19 protein-coding genes and 1 pseudogene are annotated in these 25244 nt (G+C 74.4%); 11 read left to right on the plus strand and 9 right to left on the minus strand.

Translation table 11 applies throughout. The features are described 5' to 3' along the window. Window positions 1-18: 18 nt before the first annotated feature. Together ACZ5CZ_RS31605 and ACZ5CZ_RS31610 are read right to left on the minus strand one after the other, a co-directional pair. On the minus strand, window positions 19-588 hold the full coding sequence (locus tag ACZ5CZ_RS31605) for a MarR family winged helix-turn-helix transcriptional regulator (protein WP_468947757.1): 570 nt from the start codon (window positions 586-588) through the stop codon (window positions 19-21). Beyond that, a complete protein-coding gene (locus ACZ5CZ_RS31610) occupies window positions 585-2306 on the minus strand; it encodes an FUSC family protein (RefSeq protein ID WP_468947759.1) in 1722 nt (573 codons plus the stop codon). The genes ACZ5CZ_RS31605 and ACZ5CZ_RS31610 overlap by 4 nt, the downstream gene beginning before the upstream one ends. 164 nt (window positions 2307-2470) lie before the next feature. On the opposite strand from ACZ5CZ_RS31610, the gene ACZ5CZ_RS31615 reads away from it, so the two are divergent. From ACZ5CZ_RS31615 to ACZ5CZ_RS31630, 4 genes are all read left to right on the plus strand, one after another. Then, window positions 2471-3022 (plus strand): DUF5134 domain-containing protein, encoded by a 552-nt coding sequence (locus ACZ5CZ_RS31615; RefSeq protein WP_468947760.1) that lies wholly within the window; start codon window positions 2471-2473, stop codon window positions 3020-3022. A gap of 90 nt (window positions 3023-3112) precedes the next feature. Then, window positions 3113-4048, plus strand: a complete 936-nt coding sequence (locus tag ACZ5CZ_RS31620) for a M56 family metallopeptidase (protein ID WP_468947761.1) — start codon at window positions 3113-3115, stop codon at window positions 4046-4048. Window positions 4049-4177: 129 nt separating this feature from the next. Then, entirely contained in the window at window positions 4178-4867 is a 690-nt protein-coding gene (locus tag ACZ5CZ_RS31625; RefSeq protein ID WP_468947763.1) for an HAD family hydrolase, read from the plus strand. A gap of 192 nt (window positions 4868-5059) precedes the next feature. Further along, entirely contained in the window at window positions 5060-5731 is a 672-nt protein-coding gene (locus ACZ5CZ_RS31630; RefSeq protein ID WP_385842368.1) for a TetR/AcrR family transcriptional regulator, read from the plus strand. 16 nt (window positions 5732-5747) lie between these two features. On the opposite strand, the pseudogene ACZ5CZ_RS31635 reads toward ACZ5CZ_RS31630, so the two are convergent. Continuing rightward, a pseudogene (locus ACZ5CZ_RS31635) lies at window positions 5748-5948 on the minus strand (DUF6214 family protein); the annotation flags it as partial. Window positions 5949-6181: 233 nt separating this feature from the next. Here ACZ5CZ_RS31635 and ACZ5CZ_RS31640 point away from each other — a divergent pair. Both ACZ5CZ_RS31640 and ACZ5CZ_RS31645 read left to right on the plus strand, forming a co-directional pair. Further along, the gene (locus ACZ5CZ_RS31640) at window positions 6182-7516 is read left to right on the plus strand and encodes an FAD-dependent oxidoreductase (RefSeq protein WP_468947765.1); all 1335 of its coding nucleotides are present in this window, start codon (window positions 6182-6184) and stop codon (window positions 7514-7516) included. 138 nt (window positions 7517-7654) lie between these two features. Beyond that, window positions 7655-9046, plus strand: coding sequence for a nucleobase:cation symporter-2 family protein (locus ACZ5CZ_RS31645; RefSeq protein ID WP_468947767.1), 1392 nt, complete (start codon window positions 7655-7657; stop codon window positions 9044-9046). Here ACZ5CZ_RS31645 and ACZ5CZ_RS31650 read toward each other — a convergent pair. Then, window positions 8963-9319 (minus strand): ArsR/SmtB family transcription factor, encoded by a 357-nt coding sequence (locus tag ACZ5CZ_RS31650; protein ID WP_385842365.1) that lies wholly within the window; start codon window positions 9317-9319, stop codon window positions 8963-8965. The two genes, ACZ5CZ_RS31645 and ACZ5CZ_RS31650, sit on opposite strands and share 84 nt — an antisense overlap. A 134-nt stretch (window positions 9320-9453) precedes the next feature. On the opposite strand from ACZ5CZ_RS31650, the gene ACZ5CZ_RS31655 reads away from it, so the two are divergent. Beyond that, window positions 9454-10533, plus strand: a complete 1080-nt coding sequence (locus ACZ5CZ_RS31655; RefSeq protein WP_468947769.1) for an NADH:flavin oxidoreductase/NADH oxidase — start codon at window positions 9454-9456, stop codon at window positions 10531-10533. A gap of 78 nt (window positions 10534-10611) precedes the next feature. On the opposite strand, the gene ACZ5CZ_RS31660 is transcribed toward ACZ5CZ_RS31655, so the two are convergent. From ACZ5CZ_RS31660 to ACZ5CZ_RS31670, 3 genes are all read right to left on the minus strand, one after another. Next, window positions 10612-14904: an HAD-IC family P-type ATPase gene (locus ACZ5CZ_RS31660; RefSeq protein ID WP_468947771.1), complete on the minus strand. Its 4293-nt coding sequence runs from the start codon at window positions 14902-14904 to the stop codon at window positions 10612-10614. Window positions 14905-14914: 10 nt separating this feature from the next. Further along, the gene (locus tag ACZ5CZ_RS31665) at window positions 14915-15616 is read right to left on the minus strand and encodes a hypothetical protein (RefSeq protein ID WP_468947772.1); all 702 of its coding nucleotides are present in this window, start codon (window positions 15614-15616) and stop codon (window positions 14915-14917) included. A 159-nt stretch (window positions 15617-15775) separates the two neighbouring features. Beyond that, window positions 15776-17110 (minus strand): SGNH/GDSL hydrolase family protein, encoded by a 1335-nt coding sequence (locus ACZ5CZ_RS31670; protein WP_385842361.1) that lies wholly within the window; start codon window positions 17108-17110, stop codon window positions 15776-15778. A gap of 336 nt (window positions 17111-17446) precedes the next feature. Here ACZ5CZ_RS31670 and ACZ5CZ_RS31675 point away from each other — a divergent pair, with 336 nt between their 5' ends. Continuing rightward, the gene (locus ACZ5CZ_RS31675) at window positions 17447-18250 is read left to right on the plus strand and encodes a pectate lyase (RefSeq protein ID WP_468947773.1); all 804 of its coding nucleotides are present in this window, start codon (window positions 17447-17449) and stop codon (window positions 18248-18250) included. Window positions 18251-18316: 66 nt separating this feature from the next. Here ACZ5CZ_RS31675 and ACZ5CZ_RS31680 read toward each other — a convergent pair whose 3' ends face one another. Further along, window positions 18317-19258: a hypothetical protein gene (locus ACZ5CZ_RS31680; protein ID WP_385842359.1), complete on the minus strand. Its 942-nt coding sequence runs from the start codon at window positions 19256-19258 to the stop codon at window positions 18317-18319. A 137-nt stretch (window positions 19259-19395) separates the two neighbouring features. Here ACZ5CZ_RS31680 and ACZ5CZ_RS31685 point away from each other — a divergent pair, with 137 nt between their 5' ends. Further along, complete coding sequence (locus tag ACZ5CZ_RS31685; RefSeq protein WP_468947775.1) at window positions 19396-20034, plus strand: HAD family hydrolase; 639 nt, start codon at window positions 19396-19398, stop codon at window positions 20032-20034. 72 nt (window positions 20035-20106) lie between these two features. On the opposite strand, the gene ACZ5CZ_RS31690 is transcribed toward ACZ5CZ_RS31685, so the two are convergent. Then, on the minus strand, window positions 20107-20859 hold the full coding sequence (locus tag ACZ5CZ_RS31690) for a PaaX family transcriptional regulator C-terminal domain-containing protein (protein WP_468947851.1): 753 nt from the start codon (window positions 20857-20859) through the stop codon (window positions 20107-20109). Between the two features lie 76 nt (window positions 20860-20935). Here ACZ5CZ_RS31690 and ACZ5CZ_RS31695 point away from each other — a divergent pair, with 76 nt between their 5' ends. Both ACZ5CZ_RS31695 and ACZ5CZ_RS31700 read left to right on the plus strand, forming a co-directional pair. Next, window positions 20936-22600, plus strand: coding sequence for a DNA alkylation response protein (locus tag ACZ5CZ_RS31695; RefSeq protein WP_468947776.1), 1665 nt, complete (start codon window positions 20936-20938; stop codon window positions 22598-22600). 145 nt (window positions 22601-22745) lie between these two features. Further along, window positions 22746-24731 carry a HEAT repeat domain-containing protein gene (locus ACZ5CZ_RS31700; protein WP_468947778.1) on the plus strand — a complete coding sequence of 662 codons (1986 nt, stop codon included), beginning with the start codon at window positions 22746-22748 and terminating at the stop codon, window positions 24729-24731. The last annotated feature ends 513 nt before the right edge of the window (window positions 24732-25244 follow it).

Below are 25244 nucleotides of genomic sequence, written 5' to 3' on the forward strand. Positions count from 1 at the left end.
GACCGCGGCCGCTTCGCTCTACCAGGGAGAGCGGCCCTCGAGGCCGGTGAGCAGCTCGGAGAGGAGGGAGGCCACTTCGTGCTGGGCGTCGGGGGTGAGGACGGACAGTACGCCCGTCTCGTAGGCGAGTTGCTCGGGGAGGATGCCGTCGACGAGGTCGCGGCCGGCATCGGTGAGCCGGACGTGCGCGACCCGGCGGTCCCGGGTGTCGCCACGCCGTTCGACCAGTCCGCGCTCCGTCAGCTGCTTGAGCCGCTTGGTGACGGCGGCCCCCGAGGAGAAGGTCTCCCGGGCCAGTTCCCCCGGCGTCAGCTCGTGGCCGGTGCGGCGCAACGCGCCCAGCAGGTCGAACTCGGCTCGGCTGAGCCCGGCCCGGCGCAGCGGCGCGTCCTCGGCCTGCTGGAGGAGCGCGGCACAGCGGTTGATCCGGCCGATGATCTCCATGGGCCCGGTGGGCAGCTCCGGGTGGACGGCGCGCCACTGCCGGACGACGGCGGCGACCGTGTCGCCGCGCGCCGTGTCGGTGTGCGCGGTGTCGGTTCCGGATGCCCCGCCGCCGGCTGCCGGTGCGCCGTTCGTCGCCGTCATGGCCTGGTGTCCTCCGTCGTGCTGTCCGGGTCGCGGCCTGCGACCGCCCGCGCCTGGACCGGTGCGTGGTCCTGCGGTACGAGGCCCTGGCGCCGTACCGTCGCCGCGAGCGTACGGTGTCCGGACTGTTCGGTGCGCACGACCCGCTCCGTGGGCAGGGCGCGCTGCCACCACTCGCCGGCGGCGGCGTCCGCGACGGCGCGCAGCTCGACCAGGGCGGCGGCGAGGCTGCGGCGGGCGGTCTCCAGGGCGCCGGGCGAGGGATCTGGTTCGGCGAGCAGCCGGGCGGCGCTCTCCCGGGCGCGGTCCGCCGCGGTCAACGCGTGGTCCAGGCGTTCTCCGGCGCGCCGGTTGGTGACGACGACGGCGGCGAGGAAGCCGGCCACGGCACCCACGAGGGTGTCCCCGACCCGCTCGGTGATCAGCTCGGCCGGGTTCTGGGCGCGGGCGAACTCGGTGATGAGCAGGGCCATCGGGGTGACGCAGACGGTGCCGAGCCAGTAGTTGCGGCCGATGAGCGCCTCGGCGCCGAAGTTGAGGGCGAGGCAGCACAGCACCAGGGCGGCCGGGTGGACCCGGGTGAGCGGGACGAGGGCGGCGAAGGCGAGCACTCCGACGAGGTTGCCCACGACCCGCTGGACGCACCGGCTCCAGGTGAGGGTGACGTTGGCCTGGTACAGGGAGGCGGCGGTCACCAGCGCCCAGTAAGGGCGGCCGACGCCGAGGGCGAGGGAGGCGTAGCCGGCGAGGGCGCAGCCGGTCGCGGTGCGTACGGCGAGCGGCGCGAGCGGGGCGAGGCGGCGCCGCAACGGCGGCCGGGGGGTGGCGAGTTCGATGTCGACGCCGAGGAGTTCGGCCGCCGCCTCGGCCGGGATCCCGACGCCGGGGACCGGGCCGGTGCCGCGCAGGGCGCGGGCCCAGGCGCGCAGCCGTGCGGGGTCGGTGTCGGCGGGTGCGGCGAGGGCCACCTCGGCGCGGACCAGGAGCCGTTCGAGGGCGCGGCGGGTGCGGTCGGGCCGGGGGCCGGCGGCGAGCAGCGCCTGCCAGGCGGCGTGCACGGCGGCGGCGCTCGCGGCGCGGGCCCGGGCGTGGCCGTCGCCGGTGCCGGTGCCGGTGCCGTGGGTGGCGGCGTGGGTGGCGGCGTATGCGGCGACGGCGTTCAGGGCCTGCGCGGTGGCGCGGCGCTCCGGGCCGTGCGGGCGGAGCAGTCCGGGTGCCATGCCGATGAGCCAGGCCCAGGCTCCGGCGGCCAGGGCCAGCCCGAGGTGCCCGGGAATCCCGCCGAGGGTCTGGGGTGCGAAGAGCGCGGCGGAGCTGATGAAGGTGAGCACCACATGGCCGGGCGGGCCGATCCGGGTGGCGTCGCACACGGTCTTCTGTACGGCGGCCAGCAGGGCGCCGACGGCGACGAGGACGACGGCGTCGCTGGTGAGCGAGGCGGCGAGCAGGGCGACGGCGAGGCCGCCGACCATGCCGAGCACCACCCAGGCGAGGGTGCGTGCCCGGGCGGCGTAGGGCCGGTTGTGGGCGTACAGCGCGCACAGCGACCCGGCCATCGTGTACATGGCCAGGTCGAGACGGCCGAGTGCGAGCAGGGCCAGGTTCGGCGGGGCGACGGCGGCGACCACGCTCAGGGCGGGTTTGAACCAGATGTCGGCGGGCCGGCCGAGCCGGAGGGCTCCGGCGAGCGGAAGTCGGTGGGGGGTAGCACTGCTCATGCTATTAATTTAGCAGGTGTTTTACTCGTGAAGCATTGAGCGCTCCCGGCGGGGTGCGCTCCGCCGAGTGCCCCCCGTGTACACCCGTGCGCTCGGGTGCGCTCTGCGCCGCCCGGGCATGGCATCCCTCGACCGACCGTCCAGCGTCGAGCGGGGAGGTGCGCGTGCACGGACCGGTTCCGGCCGCCTGGCTGCTGGTCGCCCTGTGCGCGGCGACCGGGGCGTACTGTCTGCTGCGGATGCGCAGCAGCGTCGAGGAGCAGCGCCGGGCCGCGGGCGGCGAGGCGCTGATGGGCTTCGGGATGGCCGCGATGGCGATACCGGCCGCGGTGTTCACTCCCCCGGGCTGGGCGTGGCCGGCGTACGCGGCCGTGTTCGGCGCGGCGGCACTGCACGCGCTGTGGACCGCGCGCAGCAGCCCGCACCATCTGCACCATCTGGTCGGGGCGGCGGCGATGGTCTACATGGCGGCGGCGATGGCCGCGCAGCCGCCCGCCGCCCACCATGTGCACGGCGGGGCCGGGGTGCCGCTGGTCACCGGTGCGCTCCTGGTCTACTTCACGGCGTACGTCCTGTGCTCCGGCGCCCGCCTGGTACCGGCCGCGGCCTCCGCCGGCGGGACGGCGGACCGGCGCTGGGGCGACCGCCCGGAGCTGGCGCGGGCGTGCCGGCTGTCGATGGGGATCGGCATGGTCGCGATGCTGCTCGCGCTGTGAGTTCCCGGCCGGACGTGCCGTCGTTGCCTGCGTCACTTCGCGGCCGGGGACCGTACCGCCGGGCGGCCGCCCGCTCGTAGGGTGCTGCCCATGATGGTCCCCGTGACCCTGCTGCTGCTCGGCGCCCTCACCGCCGTCGTCGCCCCGCGGCTGCTCGCCCGGGCCGACTGGCCGGACCGTGAGCCCGTCGTCGCCCTCTGGGTGTGGCAGTGCGTCGTGGCGGCCGTGCTGTTGTGCTGCGCGCTGTCGATGACGCTGAGCGCGGCGGCGGCCTGGCAGGCGGTGCGCGGGCATCTGTTCGCCACGGCTCCGCCCGCGGTGGTGGACGCGTACGCCCTCGGTACGGCCGGCACCTGGGCCGCGGCCACCGCCCTGCTGCTCGCCTGCGGCGGGTTGTGGAGCCTTGCGATGCTGGTCCGCGAGGTCGTACGGGCCCGGGCGCGGTCGCAGGCCAGGCGGGCCGAACTGCGTTTCATGGCACCGCTGTTGCCGGGCGAGGAAGCGGCGGGCGGCCGGCTGCTGGTGCTGGAGGGTGAGCGCCCGGACGCCTGGTGGCTGCCCGGCGCAGCGCCCCGGCTGGTCGTCACCACGGCCGCGCTGCGTCGCCTGAAGGGGCGTCAACTGGACGCTCTGCTCGCCCATGAGCAGGGGCACGCACAGGCCCGGCACGACTGGCTGCTGCACTGCTCGGCCGCGCTGGCGGGCGGCTTTCCGCAGGTGCCGGTGTTCGCGGCGTTCCGCGACGAGATGCACCGGCTGGTCGAGCTGGCCGCCGACGACACGGCCTCACGCCGCTTCGGCCGGCTGACCACCGCCCTCGCCCTGGTCGAACTCAACGAGGAGCGGGGCGTGTTCGGCCCGGTGCCGACCCCGCAGGCCCACGTCCCCCACCGCGTCCACCGGCTGCTGGCTCCCCCGGAGCGGCTCCCGGTACTGCACCGGCTACGGCTGACGGCGGTCGCCGCGCTGGTACCGGCGGTCCCGGTCGTGGTGGCGCTGGTCCCGGGGCTGCGTGCACTGGGCTGACCGCGGAAGGCCACCCGCCACACGGGCATGTTCGGCGCGCTGCCGGTGACGTCGGCCGTGATGATGTGGGAGTGGCCGTGGGCGGACCGGACGGAACTGCCGCCGGGCCATCCGGATAGAGTCCGGACCATGACCGCCGTACTCTTCGACTTCTCCGGGACGCTGTTCCGCGTCGAGTCCACCGAATCCTGGCTGCGTGCCGCGCTCGACGACACGGGTGTCACCCTGAGCGAGCCCGAACTGGCGGCGGCCGCAGAGGCGTTGGAAGCGGCCGGTGCGCTGCCGGGCGGTGCCGAGCCGGTGCGGCTGCCGGCCGAGCTGGCCGGTGTCTGGGCGGTGCGGGACGAGAGCGCGGAGGCGCACCGGGCCGCCTACACGGGCCTGTCCCGCCTGGTTCCGCTGCCCGATCCCGCCCTGCACGACGCGCTGTACGAGCGGCATATGTCGCCCTCGGCGTGGACGCCGTACCCGGACGCCGGGAAGGTGCTGCGGACGCTGCGCGAGCGGGGCATCGGCGTCGGGGTCGTCAGCAACATCGCCTGGGATCTGCGGCCGGTCTTCCGCGAGCACGGGCTCGACCCGTATGTGAACGCCTATGTGCTGTCGTACGAGTACGGGGTGCAGAAGCCGGATCCGCGGCTGTTCTCCGCCGCCTGTGCGGCGCTTGACGCCGATCCGCGGCAGGTGCTGATGGTCGGCGACAACAGGCCGGCGGACGGCGGTGCGACCGCGCTCGGCTGCCGTGTGCACTTCGTGGACCATCTGCCGGTCTCCCACCGGCCCGACGCCCTGCTCCCGGTGCTGGACCTGGTCGGCTGACGAGTCGGCAATTGGCGGAGCATGGCGGCGTGTTCGCGTATTTTCCGGTCCTGCCAGGGTGTGCGCCGTCCGTCTGAGACGATCCCCCGTGTCGTCCCAGACGGACGGCAGCTTTCGACAGGCCTCGCCCATGGCGGTGCCTGGTGCGTTGAGTATAGTTGGCTGGCAGCCAGTCAACGCAGGAGTTACAGGATGTCCCCGCGCAGCGCCTCGGTCAATGAAGAGTTGCGGCGGCGTTCCCGGGAGCGGCTGTTGCAGGCCGCCGTGGAGCTGGTCGACGAGCGCGGGTTCGAGGCCACGACGCTCGGCGACATCGCGGACCGGGCCGGTTCTGCGCGTGGTCTGGTGTCGTACTACTTCCCCGGCAAGCGCCAGTTGGTGCAGTCCGCGGTGCACCGGCTGATGCATCGCACGCTGGAGGAGGCTCTGGAGCGGGAGCCGCGCACGGAGGACGGGCGGGAGCGGCTGGCCCGGGCCATCGACGCGATCCTGGGCCTGGCCCGCGACCGCCCGGTGCTGATGCGCCAGCACATGGCGGGGCTGCTCCAGGCGGAGGGGTTCGTGCAGTGTCCGGAGCAGCAGCGGCTGGCCGAACTGCTCAGTGACACCGTCGCCCGGTACGGCTCTGCGGAGGTGGTGGTGGACTACCCGCTGCTGCGGGCCCTGTTGATGGGTGCGGTGTACTCGGCGCTGGTGCCGGGCGTGCCGATGCCCGTCCCGGCCCTGCGCGCCGAGCTGTTCCAACGGTACGGTCTGGACTGGGAGTCGGGGGCGCCGCCGGAGAGCGAGCGGGGCGCGGACGGCCGGGAGCGGGATCTGTCCCGGTTCTTCGCCACGGAGGAGCAGCCGGAATCCCGGCCCTGAAATCCCCTCTCCAGCAGCGCGCGTGACGTGGAGTCAGGTAACCCGCGTCCCGCGCCTGGGGGATCAGCCGGAGGGAACGCCGGCGGCTGTGCCCCGTCGCGTGCATCACGGCGAGCACAGGGGCGACGCCCTCGTCCTGCGCGGCGCGGTACTCCTGCGCCACCGGCCAGCGCCCCTCGATCCCGCGCGGCCAGGACGGCCGCGCGCCCCGCGCGCCCTCGTGCACAGCGCGGGCCGGGCCCTGACGTCCTCGATGGAGACCCGGCCCTCGTGCACCACGGCCAGGGGATGCTTCCAGCACACGGGCAACGTAACCGCATGATCAGATTCCCTGGCATTCCATACGAAGACACGCTTTCGGATCACCCCGCCGGCCTCTGCCCCCCGCGGGCCCGCCGGTGCCATGCTGGAACCGTCCGGACACCATCCCCTCGGGCAGGGAGTACCGCTGTGCTGCGTGTCGCCGTCGTCGGTTCCGGGCCGAGCGGGTGTTACACCGCCCAGAGCCTGGTGCAGGAAGATCCAGGGGTCCACGTGGACGTGCTGGACCGGCTGCCGTGCCCGTACGGCCTGGTCCGCTACGGCGTCGCCCCGGACCACGAGAAGATCAAGTCCCTCCAGGGCAGTCTGCGCACGGTGCTGGAGCATGACCGGGTGCGCTTCCTCGGCGGACTCCGGGTGGGCGGGCCCGGCGGGGTCCCGGTGGCGTTGCTACGGCGGCTGTACCACGCGGTGGTGTACTGCGTGGGCGCCGCCGGCGACCGACGGCTCGGCATTCCCGGCGAGGAGCTGCCGGGCAGCTGGTCGGCGACCGAGTTCGTGTCCTGGTACAGCGCGCATCCGGACGCCGGGGCCACCGATTTCCTGCGCGGGGTGCGTTCCGCGGTGGTGATCGGCGTCGGCAACGTGGCGGTGGACGTCGCCCGGATGCTGGTGCGTGCCGCGGCGGAGCTGCGGCCGACGGACATGCCGCAGGCGGCCCTGGACGCGCTGGCGGCGAGCGCCGTCACGGAGGTGCACATGGTGGGCCGGCGCGGTCCGGCCCAGGCCCGCTTCACCACCAAGGAGCTGCGCGAGCTGGGCGGGCTGGCGGACTGCCAGATGCACGTGGACCGGGACGAGTTGATGCGGGAGCCGGTCGATCCGGCCGCGCTGCCCGCCGTGCAGCGGCGCAATCTGGAGGTGCTGCGCGGCTGGGCGGACCGGCCGCCCGCGCCGGCCGCCCGGCGGATCGGCGTGCGGTTCTTCCTGCGGCCCGTGGCCCTGCTCGCGCAGGACGGCCGGGTGGGGGCCGTACGGTTCGAACGGACCGCGCCGGACGGGCACGGCGGGGTCACCGGCACCGGCCGGTACGAGGAGCTGCCCGCACAGCTGGTGCTGCGCTCGGTGGGCTATCGCGGGCTGCCGCTGGAGGGGCTGCCGTTCGACCCGGAGCGCGGCACCGTGCCGCATGTGGGCGGGCGGGTCGTGCGCGGCGGCGTGCCCGTGCCCGGCGAGTACGTCGCCGGGTGGATCAAGCGCGGCCCGACCGGTGTCATCGGCACCAACCGGCCCTGCGCCAAGGAGACGGCGGCCTCGCTGCTCGCGGACGCGGACGCCCTCGCCCGCGCGGCGGTGCCGGCGGATCCCGTGGCGGCGCTGCGGGCGGCCGGGTTCGACCCGGTGCCGTGGAGCGGCTGGCTGGCGATCGAGCGGGCCGAGGCGGAGCTGGGGGCCCGGCTGGGGCGGGGCGTGGTCAAGCTGGCCGACTGGGACACGCTCCTGGCGGCGGCCCGGCCGGCGTGACGGGAGCGGAACCGCCCGCCAGCCGTCGATGGGCATGACACAGACCGGCAACAGCGCCGAAATCAACAAACTGTTCATGGCCTCTACGGTCTCGTCCTGTCCGGATGCCACTCCCCGCCCACCGCTGATGGAGACCCCATGGCCACGACCGCAGACGTGCACCCCGTCGACCACATACCCCCGGTACGCCGGCTCGCCGCCTTCGGGCTCCAGCATGTGCTCGCGATGTATGCGGGCGCCGTCGCCGTCCCGCTGATCGTGGGCGGTGCGATGAAGCTGTCGCCCGCCGACCTGGCGTACCTGATCACCGCCGATCTTCTGGTGTGCGGCATCGCCACGCTGATCCAGTGCGTGGGGTGCTGGCGGTTCGGGGTACGGCTGCCGGTCATGCAGGGCTGCACGTTCGCCGCGGTGTCCCCGATGGTGCTCATCGGGACGACGGGCGGCGGACTGCCCGCGATCTACGGCGCGGTGATCGTGGCCGGGCTCGCGATCATGCTGCTCGCGCCGGTCTTCGGCCGGCTGCTGCGCTTCTTCCCACCGCTGGTGACCGGTACGGTGATCCTCGTCATCGGGGCCTCGCTGCTGCCCGTCGCGGGCAACTGGGCGGCGGGCGGGGCGGGCTCCCAGGACTTCGGGGCGCCGAAGAACCTGGCGCTGGCCGCCTTCGTGCTGCTGGTGGTGCTGGCCGTGCAGCGGTTCGCGCCCCCCTCGCTCGCCCGGGTCGCCGTCCTGATCGGCATCGCGGTGGGTCTCGCGGTCGCGGTGCCGTTCGGGTTCACCGACTTCAGCGGGGTCGGGGACGCGGACTGGGTCGGGGTCAGCACGCCGTTCCACTTCGGGGTGCCGCGCTTCAGGGTGTCCGCGATCGTGTCCATGCTGGTGGTCGCACTGGTGTCCATGACCGAGACGACCGGTGACCTGATCGCCGTCGGCGAGCTGACCGAGCGCCCGGTCGAGCCGCACTCACTCGCCGACGGGCTGCGTGCGGACGGTCTGTCGACGGTGCTCGGCGGGGTGTTCAACACCTTTCCGTACACGGCGTACGCGCAGAACGTGGGCCTCGTCGGCATGACCCGGGTGCGCAGCCGCTGGGTGGTCGCGGCGGCCGGCGGGATCCTGGTGCTGCTCGGGCTGCTGCCCAAGCTGGGCGCGGTGGTCGCGGCGATCCCGGCGCCGGTGCTCGGCGGGGCCGGTCTGGTGATGTTCGGGACGGTCGCGGCGAGCGGGCTGCGGACCCTGGCCCGGGTCGACTTCGCGGGCAACCACAATCTGACGGTGGTGGCCGTGTCGGTGGCGATCGGGCTGCTGCCGGTGGGCGTGCCGACGGTCTACGCGCGGTTCCCGGACTGGTTCCAGACGGTGATGAACAGCGGCATCAGCGCGGGCTGCCTGTCGGCGATCGTACTCAACCTGCTCTTCAACCACCTTCCGGCGCGCGGTGGTTCAGAGATCCTCACCGAGCCGGGAGGCCTCTCGGCCGGCGGCGGCGAGCAGGCTGTCCAGCAGGCCAGGGAAGAGGCCGTCTAGATCGTCCCGGCGCAGGCCGTTCATCTTGGCCGTGCCCCGGTAGACCTGCCGTATGACCCCGCTCTCGCGCAGCACCCGGAAGTGGTGCGTGCAGGTGGACTTGGTCACCGGCAGGTCGAAGTACGAGCAGGCCAACTCGGTCTCGCACACGGCCAGTTCGCGTACGATCCGCAGCCGCACCGGGTCGGCGAGCGCGTGCAGCACCGCGTCCAGCCGGATCTCGTCGCACGCCGGGTGCGGCAGCTCGCGGCCGATGGTGGCGGTGTCGGGCACGGCGACTGCCTTTCGTCACGGGAGGGCTCTTCGGTTGCGACCATTGTACGAGAGCGGTCGTAGTTTGACATCTCTCGTAGTACGAGCACTATCGTATGAGTGATCCCAGCGGTCCCGTGACGAATGGAGTCGTCGTGAGCGCGCTCTTCGAGCCCATCACCCTGCGAGAGACCACCATCCCCAACCGGGTGTGGATGCCCCCGATGTGCCAGTACTCGGCCGCTCCCGAGGGCCCGCTCACCGGCGCGCCGACGGACTGGCACTTCGCGCACTACGCGGCGCGGGCCGCCGGCGGCACCGGCCTGATCATCGTCGAGGCCACCGCCGTGTCGCCGGAGGGCCGGATCTCCCCCTACGACCTGGGCCTGTGGAACGACACCCAGCTGGAGGCGTTCCGCCGGATCACCCGCTTCCTCGCCGGCCAGGGCGCCGTCCCGGCCATCCAGCTCGCGCACGCGGGGCGCAAGGCGTCCACGGAGCGGCCCTGGAAGGGCGGCGCTCCGGTCGGCCCGGAGGCGCACGGCTGGCAGCCGGTCGCCCCGAGCGCGGTGCCCTTCGCCGAGGGCCACCCGGTGCCGGCCGAGCTGACGGTCGATCAGATCCAGGAGATCACCGGCCAGTTCGCGGCCGCGGCCCGCCGGGCACTCGCCGCCGGTTTCGAGGTCGTCGAGATCCACGGCGCCCACGGCTATCTGATCAGCGAGTTCCTCTCGCCGTACTCCAACCGGCGCACGGACGCCTACGGCGGCTCGCACGAGAACCGCACCCGCTTCGCCCTCGGCGTCGTCGACGCCGTACGGGAGGTGTGGCCCGAGGACAAGCCGGTCCTCTTCCGCATCTCGGCCACCGACTGGCTCCAGGACGGCGGCTGGACCATCGAGGACACGGTGCGCTTCGCCCGTGACCTGCACGCCCACGGCGTCGACCTGCTGGACGTCTCCAGCGGCGGCAATGTCGCACGCGTCGAGATCCCCACCGGCCCGGGCTACCAGGTGCCGTTCGCCGCCCGGGTGAAGGCCGAGACCCCGCTGCCGGTCGGCGCGGTCGGTCTGATCACCGAGGCGGAACAGGCCGAGAAGATCCTGGCCAACGGCGAGGCCGACGTGGTGCTCCTCGGCCGCGAGCTGCTCCGCGACCCCTCCTGGGCCCGCCGCGCAGCCCGCGAACTGGGCGCACAGGTGCGGGTGCCGGACCAGTATCTGCGGTCGGTCTGAGGTTCGCCGGGCCTGGAGCTGCCCGCCTGCCGACCGGCCGAAGCCGGGGCCGGTCGGCAGGCGGGCAGCAGATGGGCGTCAGCTGGGGAGCAGGCGGGTGATCGTCTGCTCCAGGCGGGGCAGGGAGCGGTGACTCGCCAGGGCCAGGGCGATGGCCGCGACCACCCCGGTCCAGGCGACCGGGCCGAGCGGGGTGCAGCCGACGGCGTGGCTCACGCCCGGGATCTGTACCGCCGCGACCAGCGCCGCGGCCGAGCCCAGGCAGGTGAGCTGCACCAGCCGGCTGTCGGGCCGGTCCAGCCAGGTCTGCACCAGCTGGGTGCCGACCACCCCGCACAGCGCCATCGTGCTGGAGCGGCGTGCGGTGCCCGGCGTGAACCGGCCGATCAGCCAGGCCGTCACCGCACCCAGACAGGTGGTGAGCGCCCGGTGCCGGATCTGCCGCAGCAGGGGGTCACCGAGGACGGCGGAGGCGTCCTCCGGCGATCCGGTGCGCCGGAGCGCGCCGGGCTCGTCGTCCTTCTCGGTCACCGCGACCGCCATCGACGGGAAGAGGTCGGTGAAGAGGTTCACCATGAGCATCTGCCGGGTGGACAGCGGGGACCGGCCGGACAGCAGCGTGCCGAGGATGCCGAAGCCGACCTCGCCGCCGTTGCCGCCGATCAGGATGGCGATGGCGTCGGCGACGCTGTGCCAGAGGGCCCGGCCCTCGCCGACCGCGTCGATCAGGACGGTCAGATCGTCGTCGGTGAGGACGATGTCGGCGGCGTTGCGCGCGGCGGCCGAACCGCGCGCGTTGATGCCGACCCCGATGTCCGCGGCACGGATGGCCGCGGCGTCGTTGGCGCCGTCACCGACCATGCCGACGACCCGGCCCGCGTCCCGCAGCGCCTCCACGACCTGGAGCTTCTGCTCGGGCGCCACCCGCGCCACCACGCCCGCGTCGCGGAGCATCCGGGCCCTGGCCGCCCGGTCCGCCGCCGCCAGCTCGTCCCCGGTGACCACGACGGTGTCCTCGGGCCAGCCCAGTTCGGCGGCGATGGCCCGCGCGGTCTGCGGATGGTCACCGGTGAGCATGACCGGTCGTACGCCTGCCTCGGTCAGGCCCTCCACCAGCGCCGTGGACGTCTCGCGCGGTACGTCGGACAGCGCCAGCAGCCCGGTGAACTCCAGGTCCCGCAGCGGCTCTTCGAGTACGTCGTCCTCCTGCTCGCCCGCACCGAGCCGCCGTTCGGCCACCGCCAGCACCCGCAGGCCGCCGCCCGCCAGGGCATGGGCCGCCTCCGAGGCGTGCGCGGGCAGACCGGCGCAGGCGGGCAGCACGGTCTCCGGGGCACCCTTGACGACGAGCACCGCCGGCCCGTCCCCGGCGCGTCCGACAGCGGCCGCGTATCCGCGCGCCGCCTCGAACGGCAGGTCCGCGAGCTGGGTCCAGTCGGGGTCCGGGCCCGCCGCGGCCAGCACGGCCTCGTCGGTGGCGTGCACCGGCCGGTCGGCGCCGCTGTCGACCTGGGGGCAGGCGCGGGCCGCGGCGCGGATCGTGGCCGCCGACCCGGCGTCGTCCGCGCGGTGGACGGTGCCCTCCGCGTCGGCGGTGCGGACCAGGCGCAGCCGGTTCTCGGTGAGTGTGCCGGTCTTGTCGAAGCAGACGGTGTCCATGCGGCCCAGCGCCTCCAGCGTGCGCGGGGTGCGGACGAGGACGCCGTCGCGGCTCAGCCGGCGGGCCGCCGCGAGCTGGGCGACCGTCGCCACCAGGGGCAGGCCCTCGGGTACGGCGGCCACCGCCACCGCCACTCCCCCGCTGACCGCCTCCCGGATCGGGGTGCCGCGCAACAGTGCCAGACCGGTCACCGCGGCCCCGCCCGCCAGCGTCAACGGCAGTGCCTGCCGCGTGAGTTCCTGCAACCTGGCCTGCACCCCGCCGGCCGGAGGCGTACGCGAGGCGAGATGGACGGCGCGCGCGGCCTCGGTGCGGTCCCCGGTGTCGACCACGACGGCCCGGGCCTGGCCCGCCACCACGGTGGTGCCCTCGAAGACCATGCAGCGCCGGTCGGCTACGGGGGCGTGCGGGGTGGGATCCGTCTGCTTCTCCACCGGCAGCGACTCGCCGGTCAGCGCGGACTCGTCGACCTCCAGGCCGTCCTGCCACAGCAGGCGGGCGTCGGCGGGCACCACGTCGTCGCCCTTGAGGTAGATCATGTCCCCGGGTTCCAGCCGGCCCGCCTCGACCGTGCGGGTGCCGCCCGCGGGTGCCTCGGCCGACGGCGGTACGACCCGGGCCTTGCGCTTCTGCTCCGCGACCAGCCCGGACAGCGCCCGCTCGGCGCGCATCCGCTGGAAGCCGCCGACCAGCGCGTTCAGATCGAGGGCGCCGACGACGAGCAGGGCGTCCACGACGGAGCCGAGGATCGCCGACGCGGCCGAGCCGACGGCCAGCACCGGGGTGAGCGGGTCGTGGAGCTCGCCGCGTACGGCCGCGCCCAGCCGGTAGGACCAGCGCGCGGGCGCCGCGGCCGGATGCCGGGAGATTCCGGCGGCCACCGCACGGACCCGGCCGGTCAGCTCCTCCCAGGGGGTTGCCTCGGCAACGGGCTCGTGCGCGAGCCGGTCCTGGGCCTCCTCGGGGTCCAGTTCGTGCCAGTGGACGCGCGGACGCGGATGCGGGGCGCGGGCCGCCGCCACGCCGAGCGCGGCCCGGGTGCCGGACAGCAGGGCGGAGGCGGCGCCGAGGTCCACGGGGGCATGCCGCAGCCCCGGCAGCGCGGCCCAGCGGCCCCGCCCGCGCCCGGACTCGCCGACCGCCACGAGCAGGCCCGACAGGGCGGCGCCGGAGCGGGCCAGGGTCTGCGACCGCCGGCCGACCGCGCGGGCGGCGGGGATCGCGGTCAGCACCCGCCACACGTCGGGCAGACCGTGCAGGGCGAGCAGGTCGGCGCCCCAGACGACCGCGCCGTCGCGGTCCGTGAGGGCGAGGGCGATGTCGCTGCCGCTCAGGGCGGCCAGCACGTCGTGCTCGTCGGCGCCGCGCACCCGGGCGACCGTCAGCACGGCACCCGACTCGCCGCGCGCCTCGTAGACCACGTCGTCCAACGGGCGACGGGCGTCGACGACCTGGTCGGCCAGGCCGGTGAAGTCCTCCAGCGCGGGATCGTCCACGACCACGACGCGCAGTCCGGCCCGGCGGGCCGCGTCCAGCACGGGTTCGGTCCACGGGTCCGCCTCGCCGTCGTCGGTGCGCAGCGCGCCGGCGTGCAGGACGACCGTGCCGGCCAGCTCCAGCTGGCGCAGCCGCTCCGGGGACCGCACGAGCACGCCGGTGCGGGCGAGCGCCCCGCTGAGTACGGCGTGGAAGGCGGCGGGGCCGTAGCGGGCGGCCTTGGGCGAGCCGGCCAGCACCGCCTCGGCGGCCTCGGCGCCGTTGTGTTTGACCAGCAGGGTGGCCGCCGCGCCCAGCACGCTCCCGGCGGACGCGTGGGCGGCGTACTCCTGGGCCGGGGACTCGCGCAACGGCGGGCGGGGCGTGGCCGGGGCGGGAAGGCTGAGCCGGTCGGGTGCGCACAGCCGGTCGTGCACCGTGTCGAAGGCGGCGGCGCGGGCGACCGTCTCGGCGACCTGGCAGGCGCGCAGGGCGCCGTCGAGCACCAGGGAGGTCGGGGTCTGGCCGGCGCCGTGCACGGCGGCGTTCGCGCAGGCCAGGGCGAGGTCCATCGCGGAGTCCCCGAGCCGGGCGCCGAGCCAGGAGCGAAAGCGCGGGTTCTCCCGCAGCAGCGTGACGACCGCGGTCACCATCCGGGGCGAGGGCGGCAGCCGCAGCGTGTACGCCGTGACGGCGACGGCGATGCCGACCCCGTCGGCGGCGAGGGTGGCCACCGCGGCGCGCACCCCGGCCGGGTCGGCCGGATGCGTGGTCTCCTCCACGTCCCCGCCGGCCAGCACGAGTCCGTGCCGCTCGGCCAGCTCGGCGGCGTGCGCCACGGCCCGGTCGGCGGCTTCTTCGCCGGTCGCCGTCACCACGAGACGTGCCAGTCCCTCGTCCCAGTAGGAGACCAGCACGTCCGGGTGTTCGGCCAGCGTCTCGGCCACCCGGCGGGCCAGGTGTGCGGTGCCGCCGGCGGCGCGCACGCGGTCGTGTTCCACCGGGCGCAGGGCGAGATGGGCGCGGGCGCCGGCGCGCCAGTGTTCTCCGGCGCCGGGGCGCGCGTTGCGGGCGACCCGCGCCACGCGTACGGCGGTGTCCGCGCCGCGCACTCCGGCGCGGGCCGTTCCTGCCGCCACGCCGGCGGCCGCGCCGATGGCGGGCGCCGCCGCCCGGGCGAGCAGTCGCGGCGCCGCGGGCAGCAGGCGGGCGGGGGCCGTCAGCAGACCGAGCACGGCAGCCTCCTCAGAGAGTCGTACGCCCCGGCCGCGCCGTCGGCCCGAGCGGACCGGTGACGCCCCGGGGGTGTGCTTCGTCGGCGGACCGGTCGGAACCGGCCGAGGGGGCGGACCCGCCGCCAGGGGGAGCCTCGGCCGTACCCGACCTGAGTGCGGCGGTGCCGAGGTCGTGCGGCGGTTCGGCCGCGGCCTCGCCGCCGGCGGGCTCCGCGCGGCCCTCCTCCACCCGGCGGTCGCCGACCGCCACGGGCCCCGGCGGCTCGGCCGCCGCCGGATCGCCTCCGGCCATGGACGGATCACCGCGGCTCGTGGATTCAGAGTCCCCTCTGCCCGGCGGGCTCGCAGGGCTCGCCGAGCCGGGCTCCTCGGCGGTCATCCCGAAGGAGCCGGATCCGGTGCCCGCGGCCCGGTCGGGGGCGGGTCCGGGGCCCGCTTCGCCCTCCGTCGGATGGGCGGGGCGGGGCTGGGTGAGCCAGGCGACCGCCGCGCCGGTAAGGGCCACCGGCCACTCCACCACGCCTGCCGCGCCGAGCAGCCCGGCACCGGCGTACACGGCCATGCGCCGGCCGCGGGGCGAGACCGCGCCGACCTTGTCCAGGGTTTCCTCCGCGGCCCTGCTCACCGTCCCTGCGCCGGGCACCCTGCGCAGTACCGAGGCGGCGCCGCGCAGGGGCGCCGTGAGGACCGACGACGACTTCTGCTCAGCCATGACTCTCCTCGGGTGAGATCCACTTCCGTGCCCCCCCGAGTGCCCGCGACCGCGCTGGTCATCCTCCCTTTCCCCAGGTAACCGCAGCACCCCCGCCCGCGCCACGCCGGGCCGCGCCGGCCCCGGGCCGGCAACGCCTCACCGGCCCGGGGCGTGGCCTCAGGAACCCCTGGTGAACAGCTCCTCGGGGACGGTGTCGGCCAGCACCCGGTACCCCGCGGGGTTGAGATGCAGCCCGTCGCCGGACTGGAGGGCGGGCAGCAGCCGGTCCGGTGCCGAGGGGTCCCGTACCGCACGGTCGAAGTCGATCACCGCGTCGAAGTGGCCGGGCGTACGGATCCACGCGTTCACGCGCTGCCGCGCGGCCTCCCGCACGCCCGCCCCGTCGTCGTACAGGCCGTTCCCGCCGAACGGCGTGAGCGTGGCGCCGTAGACCCGGATGCCCTGGGCGTGGGCGCGGACGACGATCTGCCGGTACCCGGCGATGAGATCGTCGGTGAGGGTCTTCTGGGCCTCGGGGGTGGCCGCGGCGGTGCCGATGTCGTTGACGCCCTCGAAGAGGATCAGCCAGGAGACGCCGCTGCGGGAGAGGACGTCACGGTCGAGGCGGGCCAGGACGTTGGGGCCGAGTCCGTCGTTGAGGACGCGGTTGCCGCCGGCCGCCTGGTTGAGGACGGCGATGCCGGAGGTGGCGGTGCGGCGCTGGAGCCGGTCGAAGAACTGGTCCGGCCAGCGGTCGTTGCCGTTGGTCGTGGAGCCGCGGCCGTCGCTGAGCGAGTCGCCCACGACGGCGACCGCCCGGGTGCGGGCGGGTGACAGCACCTCGACGTCGCTCAGCAGATACCAGTGGTCGACGGCGGTGGCGTCCGGCAGGTCCTGGTCCTGGGTGTGGTCGCCGTGCACGAGGTACGAGGTGGTGCGCGAGCCGGGGTGCGAGGTCAGCGCGAGCGACGCCTGACCGCGCGCGGTGTACGCCGTCACGGTCAGCTCTGAACCGGGGCGCAGGGCGAAGTCGAGGTCGTCGGAGACCACCTGGGCGCCGACCGGGACGGTCGTGGCGGCCCGCCCGGCGAAGGTGACGGCCCGCACACTGCCGGGCTCGACCGCGCTGCTGCCGGCCTTGCCGCCCTGCGGGAGGGCCACGGTCACGGCGGTGAGCGGCAGCGGGGTGTCGCCGTAGGCGTTGGAGAACCGCAGCCGGATGCGCGGGCCGCCGGTGGTGACCCGCACGGTCTCCCGCAGGGTGGTGTCCACGAGGACCGACTTCTCGCCGGTGAACGGCGCGGGCGGCAGGTTGCCGGGTTCGGTGAGCTGGGGCATGGCGGTCCAGGTGTTCACCCAGTGCCTGCCCGCCTCCGGCGCGCCCGGCGCCGTCGCCGGGTGGTGCCGACCGCCGAACAGCGCGGTGAGCGCCGAGGAGGTCACGACGAGGGCCAGGGCGAGGACACAGGTGCTGAGGACGGAGGCGAGCGAGGCTCTGCCGGTCGGCTTCACGGGAACCTTCCTGGAGTCGGACAGGGCGTCAACGTGTGGTGCAGGCGGGCGCGGCGAGCAGCGGCCCGGCCGGGAGCAACAGGCATGGTGGCATGGACATGAACGTCATGGAAGCGCTCCCACGCACTTCTCCGTGGCTGGAAGCAGTTCTGCCCGAAACGTTGACCAGAAAGCGCTTGCCCCCTACCGTCCGTTCATAAGCGTGACCAACAGCCGCCCTCCTGGGCCCCCGCGCCGCCGAGCCGCCCTGAACTGCGTTCCATATCACGTGCATGATTCACATGAGTGATTGACGCACACGACCGATCCCCCACTCGACAGGAAGGCATTCGGGACATGACCTCACGAGCACTTCCACCCGTGCGTACGGGACGCGCCCTGCTGGGAGGCGTAGCCGCCCTCGGCCTCACAGTTGGCATGATCATGACCAGCGGCTCACCGGCGGGCGCGGCCACCTGGCCCACCGCCAACGGCAGCCAGGCGGTCACCAAGACCATCCCGGTCTCCGGCACCAAGGACTACGGGATGAAGCGCCTCTACGGCAGCGGAGACCTCGGAACCAGCGGCCAGAGCGAGGACCAGGACCCGATCCTGGACCTGGCTCCCGGTGCCGTGCTGAAGAACGTCATCATCGGCGCGCCCGCCGCGGACGGCATCCACTGCGAGGGCAGCTGCACGCTCCAGAACGTCTGGTGGGAGGACGTCGGCGAGGACGCCGCGACCTTCCGGGGCTCCTCGTCGTCCAACGTGTACACCGTCACCGGCGGCGGCGCGAAGGAGGCCGGCGACAAGGTCTTCCAGTTCAACGGCGCCGGCACGCTCAACGTGTCGAACTTCGCCGTCAAGAACTTCGGCAAGCTGGTCCGGTCGTGCGGCAACTGCACGACGCAGTACAAGCGCACGATCAACCTCAACACCATCGAGGCGACCTACAAGGGCGGCGCGCTGGTCGGCATCAACACCAACTACGGCGACCGCGCCACCCTGAGGAACATCACCATCGTCGGGGACGCGAGCCGGAAGATCGTCCCGTGCCAGAAGTACATCGGCAACAACACCGGCGCGGAACCGACCACCAACGGGTCGGGCCCGGACGGGGCGTACTGCACGTACGCGTCGTCGGACATCACCTACAAGTGAGCGCCTCTGACAAGATGCAGAAGGGGCGTCCCTGGTGAGGGACGCCCCTGGTGACTCACAGTGGTTTCAGTGACCGTCCCCCGGACGCGGCTGCGGCGGGGCCGGCGGCGGGGTGTAGCCGTGAGGTCCGGCCGGAGGCATCTGCGGGCCGGGCTGCGAGGGCGCGGCCGCGGGACCCTGCGGCGGGGCGGGCGGCGCGGCCGGCGGGGCCATGGCCGCCTGGATCGGCAGTTCCTGCCCGAACGTCGAGGCGATCGGCACCTCGATGCCCTGGATGGCCGCTTCCACGCCCTCCCGGGCCGCGGAGTGCACCGCTTCCCGCATCGCCCTCGGCTTCTCGGTGCGCAGCATCTGGTTGACGTTTCCGGTGCGGCCGAGCATGCCGCCGATCAGGTCCTTGAGGAAGTGTCCGATGATCACCACGCCGGAGCGGCTGCGCCACATCGTCCAGCCGACGTACAGGCTCGTGCCGTACCCGAAGACGGTCACGTACGCCACGTACCGGCCGCTGGTGACGACCAGCCGGTTGTTGACGACCTCCGGCATGATGTCGCTGCGGATGCGGGCGGGCACCGCCGAGACGGGGATCCGCCGCCGGGCCAGCGCGCCGTAGATCGCCGCGTACGCGGAGGGCGACGCCTCGTGCTTGTCCTCCAGGAGCGTCTTCCACTCCGAGATCGGCTCGGTGATCCGTGCGGCCAGCAGGACGACCCAGAAGGCGATGATCGCCAGGATGGTTCCGGTCTCCAGGCTCGGCGGTGTCTCGAACGGGTCGGAGGCCCAGTTGAGCGCCGGCAGCAGGCCGAAGAAGAACCACACGACACCCGAGACGAGGAACGCCTGCAACCAGAGCTGGAAGACGGTCTTGAACGTCACGGACTCGTCGAAGCCCATCTCGACGTCGCCGTACGTCATGGTCTGGTTGCGGTAGGCCGCGTTGGGACCCACCGCTCCCGTGGCGGCCCAGCCCGCGGGCCCCCCGGTTCCCCCGATATTCGTTCCGTCCATACCGCTCCTCCCCCTCGGCCCACCGTTGCGAGACGATGATCCTCGGAGCGGCAGGTACTGGTCAAATTCACGCAGGCAGCGCCAAGTTGACGGGCCGACAAGGGTCGGTACATATCGGAAGAAGAGGGGGAGTTCGAGTGACGACACCTTGCGTCATTCTCGATATCGGAGGCGTACTGGAGATCACTCCGGAAACGGGGTGCGTGCCGCGATGGGAAGAGCGGCTGGAGCTGCCGCCGGGCACGGTGCATGAACGGATGCGCGACGTGTGGCAGGCCGGGAGTGTCGGGCGCGTCAGTGAGCGCGAGGTCCACGAACAGGTGGCAGCGCGCCTGGGGCTCGACACGCTCCAGGTCGAAGCCTTCATGGCCGACCTCTGGGCGGAATACCTGGGAACGCCCAACGAGGAACTCATAGCCCATGTGCGAGGGCTTCGGGGAACCTGCGGACTCGGCATCCTCAGCAACAGCTTCGTCGGAGCCCGGGAGCGCGAGACGGCTCTGTACCGCTTCGACGAGTTGGTCGAACAGATCGTGTACTCACACGAGATCGGTGTCGAGAAGCCGGACCCGCGCGCGTTCGAGGCCATATGCGCCGCTCTGGGCGTGCGGCCGGAGAGCTGCCTGTTCATCGACGATTACGCCCCGAACATCGAGGCCGCCCGGGCTCTCGGCATGCAGGCGCATCTGTTCGAGGACAACGCCCGCACGATCAGGCGCATCGCAGCTCATCTGGAGGCCGCCCCGCCGGCCGCCGGGCCTGCCCCGCTCGGGTGAGGCCGGGCGGCTCGCCGCCAGGGGAATGCGGACGTCTGCCCGCTCCGCCCGACCACCTTCGCACCGGCGGTGTCAGGAGGACGGATCGGTCGCGCGTTCCGCCAGCTCCCGCTGGAAGGCGGCGTACGCCGTGCGCAGTGCGTCCCCCGGCCAGTCGGCGGGCAGCAGCCGGGTGGGCAGGACCGGGTCGGTGAGCAGGTGGCGTACGGCCGCGGCGTAGGCGGTGAGGCGGTCGGCGGGGTGGGCGGCCCGGGTGGCGTGGGCGAGCAGGGACCGCGCGGTGTCCGCCCACGCGTCCAGCGGCCACAGCCGGGCGGCGAGCGCGTGCGGCGGTTCGTCGGGGCGGGCGGTGCCGGTCACGGCCACGCCGCGCAGTGCGTCCGGCAGGACGCGGTCGAGGTTCGCGGGGCGCAGCCAGACCCCCTCCCGGAGTTCGGCCAGGCGCAGAGCGGTCAGCCGGGTGCGCAGGTCGGCGCGTTCGGCGGGGCCTCGGCCGGTCGCCGTGACGACGACCATCTCCCAGTCGCCGTCCCACGCGCGCGTGCGGGGATGTACGGCGTCGTCCTGGCGCCGCTGGCGGGCCAGCAGGCGGTCGCTGAGCGCGTAGACGGCGTCCGTGCGCCGCAGATCCCCGGCGGCCACCATCCGGCTCAGCGCGGCACGAAGGGTGGAACCGCCGACTCCGAACGGCTCGACCAGCCTGACCAGGTCCTTCACCGGCAGCTCGGGCGGGTGCGCGCCGAGCAGCAGACTCAGCACGACCGACCGGGCGGACAGTGGCCGCAGGCCGGCCGGGGCCGCTTCGGCTGACACGTTCATGCGCATGGACACGTACTGAACTGTACGAAGCTTCCCTTGTTGCATCATTGCTACGGCCGTATGAAGAGTGCAACATGGCGGCATGGTCTCGACAAGCGCACCGTCACCGTCGCCGTACGGCAGCACGCACGACGTCACCAACCAGGCGCCCCCGCTGGCCCCTTACGACGCCTCCGCCGACCCGGCCCTGCTGGAGGGCCTGCGCCGCGAGGGCGCCGGGTGGGCCGAGGAGGACCTCCGACGGCTCGGCGTCCGCGCCGGCAGCGCACAGGCACAGGAGTGGGGTGAGCTGGCGAACCGGTACGAGCCGGTGCTGCGCACCCACGACCGGTACGGCCACCGGGTGGACGAGGTGGACTTCCACCCCAGCTGGCACCACCTGATGCGCACGGCGGTCGCGGAGGGCCTCGCCGGCGCTCCCTGGGCCGACAGCCGGCCCGGCGCCCATGTGGCGCGTACGGCGGGCGGACTGGTGTGGGGGCACACCGAGGCGGGGCACGGCTGCCCGACGTCGATGACCTACGCCGCCGTGCCCGCGCTGCGCGCCCAGCCGGATCTCGCCAAGGTGTACGAGCCGCTGCTCACCAGCCGGGAGTACGACCCGGAGCTGCGGGTACCCGCCGAGAAGCCCGGCCTGCTGGCCGGAATGGGCATGACCGAGAAGCAGGGCGGTTCGGACGTCCGCACCAACACCACCGTGGCCACCCCGACCGCCGAGCCCGGCGTGTACACGCTGCGCGGGCACAAGTGGTTCACGTCGGCGCCGATGTGCGACGTGTTCCTGGTGCTGGCGCAGGCCCCGGGCGGGCTGTCGTGCTTCCTGGTGCCGCGGGTGCTGCCGGACGGCAGCCGCAACACCTTCCGCATCCAGCGGCTGAAGGACAAGCTCGGCAACCGCTCCAACGCCTCCTCCGAGCCGGAGTTCGACCGGACCGTGGCCTGGCTGGTGGGCCCTGAGGGGCGGGGGGTGAAGACCATCATCGAGATGGTCAACTGCACCCGGCTCGACTGTGTGATGGCCTCGGCGACCCTGATGCGCAAGGCACTGGTCGAGGCGGGCCACCACACCCGGCACCGCAGCGCCTTCGGCGCCCGGCTCGTCGACCAGCCGCTGATGCGCAACGTCCTGGCCGATCTCGCGCTGGAGTCGGAGGCGGCGACCACCCTGACCCTGCGGCTGGCGGGCGCGGCGGACCGCGCGGTGCGCGGCGAGGCCGGGGAGCGGGCCTTCCGGCGGATCGCGACGGCCGTGGGCAAGTACTGGGTCACCAAGCGGGGCCCGGCGTTCACCGCCGAGGCGCTGGAATGCCTGGGCGGCAACGGGTACGTGGAGGACTCCGGGATGCCCCGCCACTATCGGGAGGCCCCGCTGCTGTCGATCTGGGAGGGCTCGGGGAACGTCAACGCGCTGGACGTGCTGCGTGCGCTCGGCCGCGAACAGGACACCGCCGACGCCCTGTTCGCCGAACTCGCCCTCGCGCGCGGGGCGGACGCCCGGCTCGACGCGACCGTGACCGCGCTCAAGGACCAGTTGGCCGAGATCGACCAGGTCGGCGCGCGGCGCCTGGTGGAGCGGATGGCGCTCGCCCTCCAGGCGTCCCTGCTCGTACGGCACGCCCCGCACCCGGTCGCGGACGCCTTCTGCGCGAGCCGGCTGGGCGGTGACTGGGGGCACTCGTTCGGCACGCTGCCCGCCGGGACGGATCTCGGGGCGATCCTGGAGCGGGCGCTGCCCGGCCGGAACTGACCCCCTGCCGGGGCGGCCGCACCCGGCCCGGCCCGGTGGCCGGTGAGCGCCGACGGATCGCACACAGTCAGCATCCGCTTCCGTACCGTTGTCAGTGCCGTGGTGCACACTCGCGATCAGGTGGCACTCGCCTGGGGAGGACAACGTGTTCACGGGGATCGACGAGGTCGACTGGGCCGCACTGCGGCACGCGCACGGCAGCGCGGAGGACGTGCCCGGATGGCTGCGGTCACTTCAGTCCGCGGACACCGCCGAGCGGGCGACCGCGCTCGACGGGATGTACGGCGCGGTGCATCCGCGCGGCAGGGTGTACGACTCGACGCTCGCCTGCGTCCCCTTCCTGCTCTCGCTCGCGGCCCGCGAGGAGGTGCCGGACCGGGGCGGCATCGTGGAACTGCTGGTGAGCATCGGGGCGGAGAGTGCGGGCGGGGACACCCGGGCGTGGGAGGCGGTGTGCGCGGGAGGCGAGGTCTTCGCCCTGCTCGCCGGTGATCCCGACCCGGTGGTGCGCCGGGCGGCCGCCGGGGGCGTGGTGCGGTTCCTGGACGAACCCACGCGCGTGGTCGGCCTGTTACGGGGGCGGGTCCGGGCCGAGCGCGACGACCGGGTCCTGCCGGCCCTGGCGGAGGCGCTCGGCCTGTGCGTCCGCCGGTTCCCCGGGCAGGCCGGGCCGGCGGTGGACCTGCTGGCCGAGCTGAGCGCGCCGCCGTATCCGCCGGGGCTCCGGCTCGCCGCGCTCGGGCAGCTCGCGCTCGGCGCGCCCGCCCGGCTTCCGGCCGGCTGGGTGCCGACGGCGGTCGGGCTGCTGCGGGAGCGGTCCGCGCACCGCGCCCGGACCCCGGAGGGCTGCGACGCGGACACGCTCGTGGGGCGCATCCGGCGGCTGCGCCCGTCCGACGAGGAGGGCTACCAGCTGCTGCGCACCCTGCACACCGCGCTCGGTGACCGGGTGGACGACCGGATCGCGCTGCTCGCCGGGCAGTTGACGAGTCCGGCTCCGGTGGACCGGTGCAACGGCGTGTGGATGTCGGCCCAGCTCGTCCGCGGCTGGCGCGGTGACCACACGGAGGCGGTACGGCTGCTGGGTGCCCAACTGGGCTGCGAGCACGACTGGTTACGGGACGCGGCGGTCTCGGTCCTCGCCGAGCTGTTCACGCTGGCCGCGCCCGCCGCGGACGATCTGCACGCGCTGGTGACCGCCCGGCCGGAGCTGTGGACGCACCGCTGGGAGCGCGGCGCGCCGACGCTGGGCGGCCCGCTGAAGGCGCTGGCCCGCAGCGGCGATCCCCGTGCCGTTCCGCCTCTGGCCCGGCTCCTGGCCGGGCCGGCGGCGCCGGTCGGTCTGGGGTTCGAGATCGCGCACCTGGGCCGGGCGGCGGCCCCGCTCGCCCCGGCCGTACGGCACCGGCTCGGCCGGATCCCCCTGTCCTCCCCCACCGCTGCCCGGCTCGCCGCTCCGCTGCTCTCGGCGGTGGCGGCCATCGGCGACGAGGCGGCGGTCGCCCAGGTGCTGCGGCTGCTGTCGGGCGCCCCCGACGGGCTGGGGGCGCGCGACGCGCTCGTGGGCCAGGTGGTCGAGACGCTGGAGGCGCTGGGCGCGACCGCGTGGGCGGTGCCCTCGCTGCGCGCGCTGCTGCCCACGCGGCACGCGGCCGTGGCGGCGGGCGCGCTGTGGTCGGCGCACGGGGACTCCGAGGCCGTACTCCCCGTGCTGCTGCGGGAGTTGACACAGGGCGACCCGGCGCGCCGCCGGCTCGCCGTCCGGCAGCTGGGCAGACTCGGGCCGGCCGCTCGCGCCGCCCTGCCGGAGCTGCGCCGGGCAGCCCGGTCCGGGCCGCCGCGGGAGCGGGTGTCGGCCGCGTGCGCTCTGTGGCGCATCGGCGGGGATCCGGACCCCGTCCTGCCGGTGCTGCGGGCCGCCTGGACGGAGGACCCGGGCAGCCGCGGCCCGGTCGCCCGCTGCCTCACCGCACTGGGCCCGGCCGCCGCACCGCTGCGCGACCTGGTGGCGGCGGAACTGTCCCGCCCCCGCCGCCACACGGCCCTGGGGACCGGCGCCTACGACGCCCGGGCCATCCCCGAGGACGAGGCGCTGCTACGGGCGTGCCGGGAGGTACTGGCCGCGCTGTAAAGCTCCCGAGCGAGGGGGCTCGCCGGGGGACCCCGCCGCCCGGTCTCAGTCCCCTGCACCGACCCGCCCACCCGCACGAGCCCACGGTGGCACCGCTCCAGCCCCCCGCCGGACGACGACTCCGCCCACTGACGGCCCGGGCGGGCTGAGAGGCCGGAAAGCGAGGAAGCCCGCAGACCGGGGAGCCCCCGGGGGCCCGGAAGCCCGTAGGCCCAAAGGCTGGGAAGCCCGGAAACCCGGCAACCGGGAGGGCGGGGGCCGGCCGGGGGCCGGCGGCCGGGAACACAACCCACGTGAGCCACCACATCGGCCCGGCCCGGCCAGCCGGTACGACCGCTCCCGCCCGTACGCCACCTACGCTCCAACACCGCCCACACGCACCCGCCGACAGCCCCACCCAAACGCCAGGCCATAGCGTCAGCAACCAGACAAGCTGGAAATCGCACCGGTCCCATCGGCCACAGGGGCCACCGCGTCCCGGACCGGCCAGGCCGGGAGGCGGACGCGGAGAAG

The sequence above is a fragment of the Streptomyces sp. NPDC031418 genome (genome assembly GCF_055581605.1).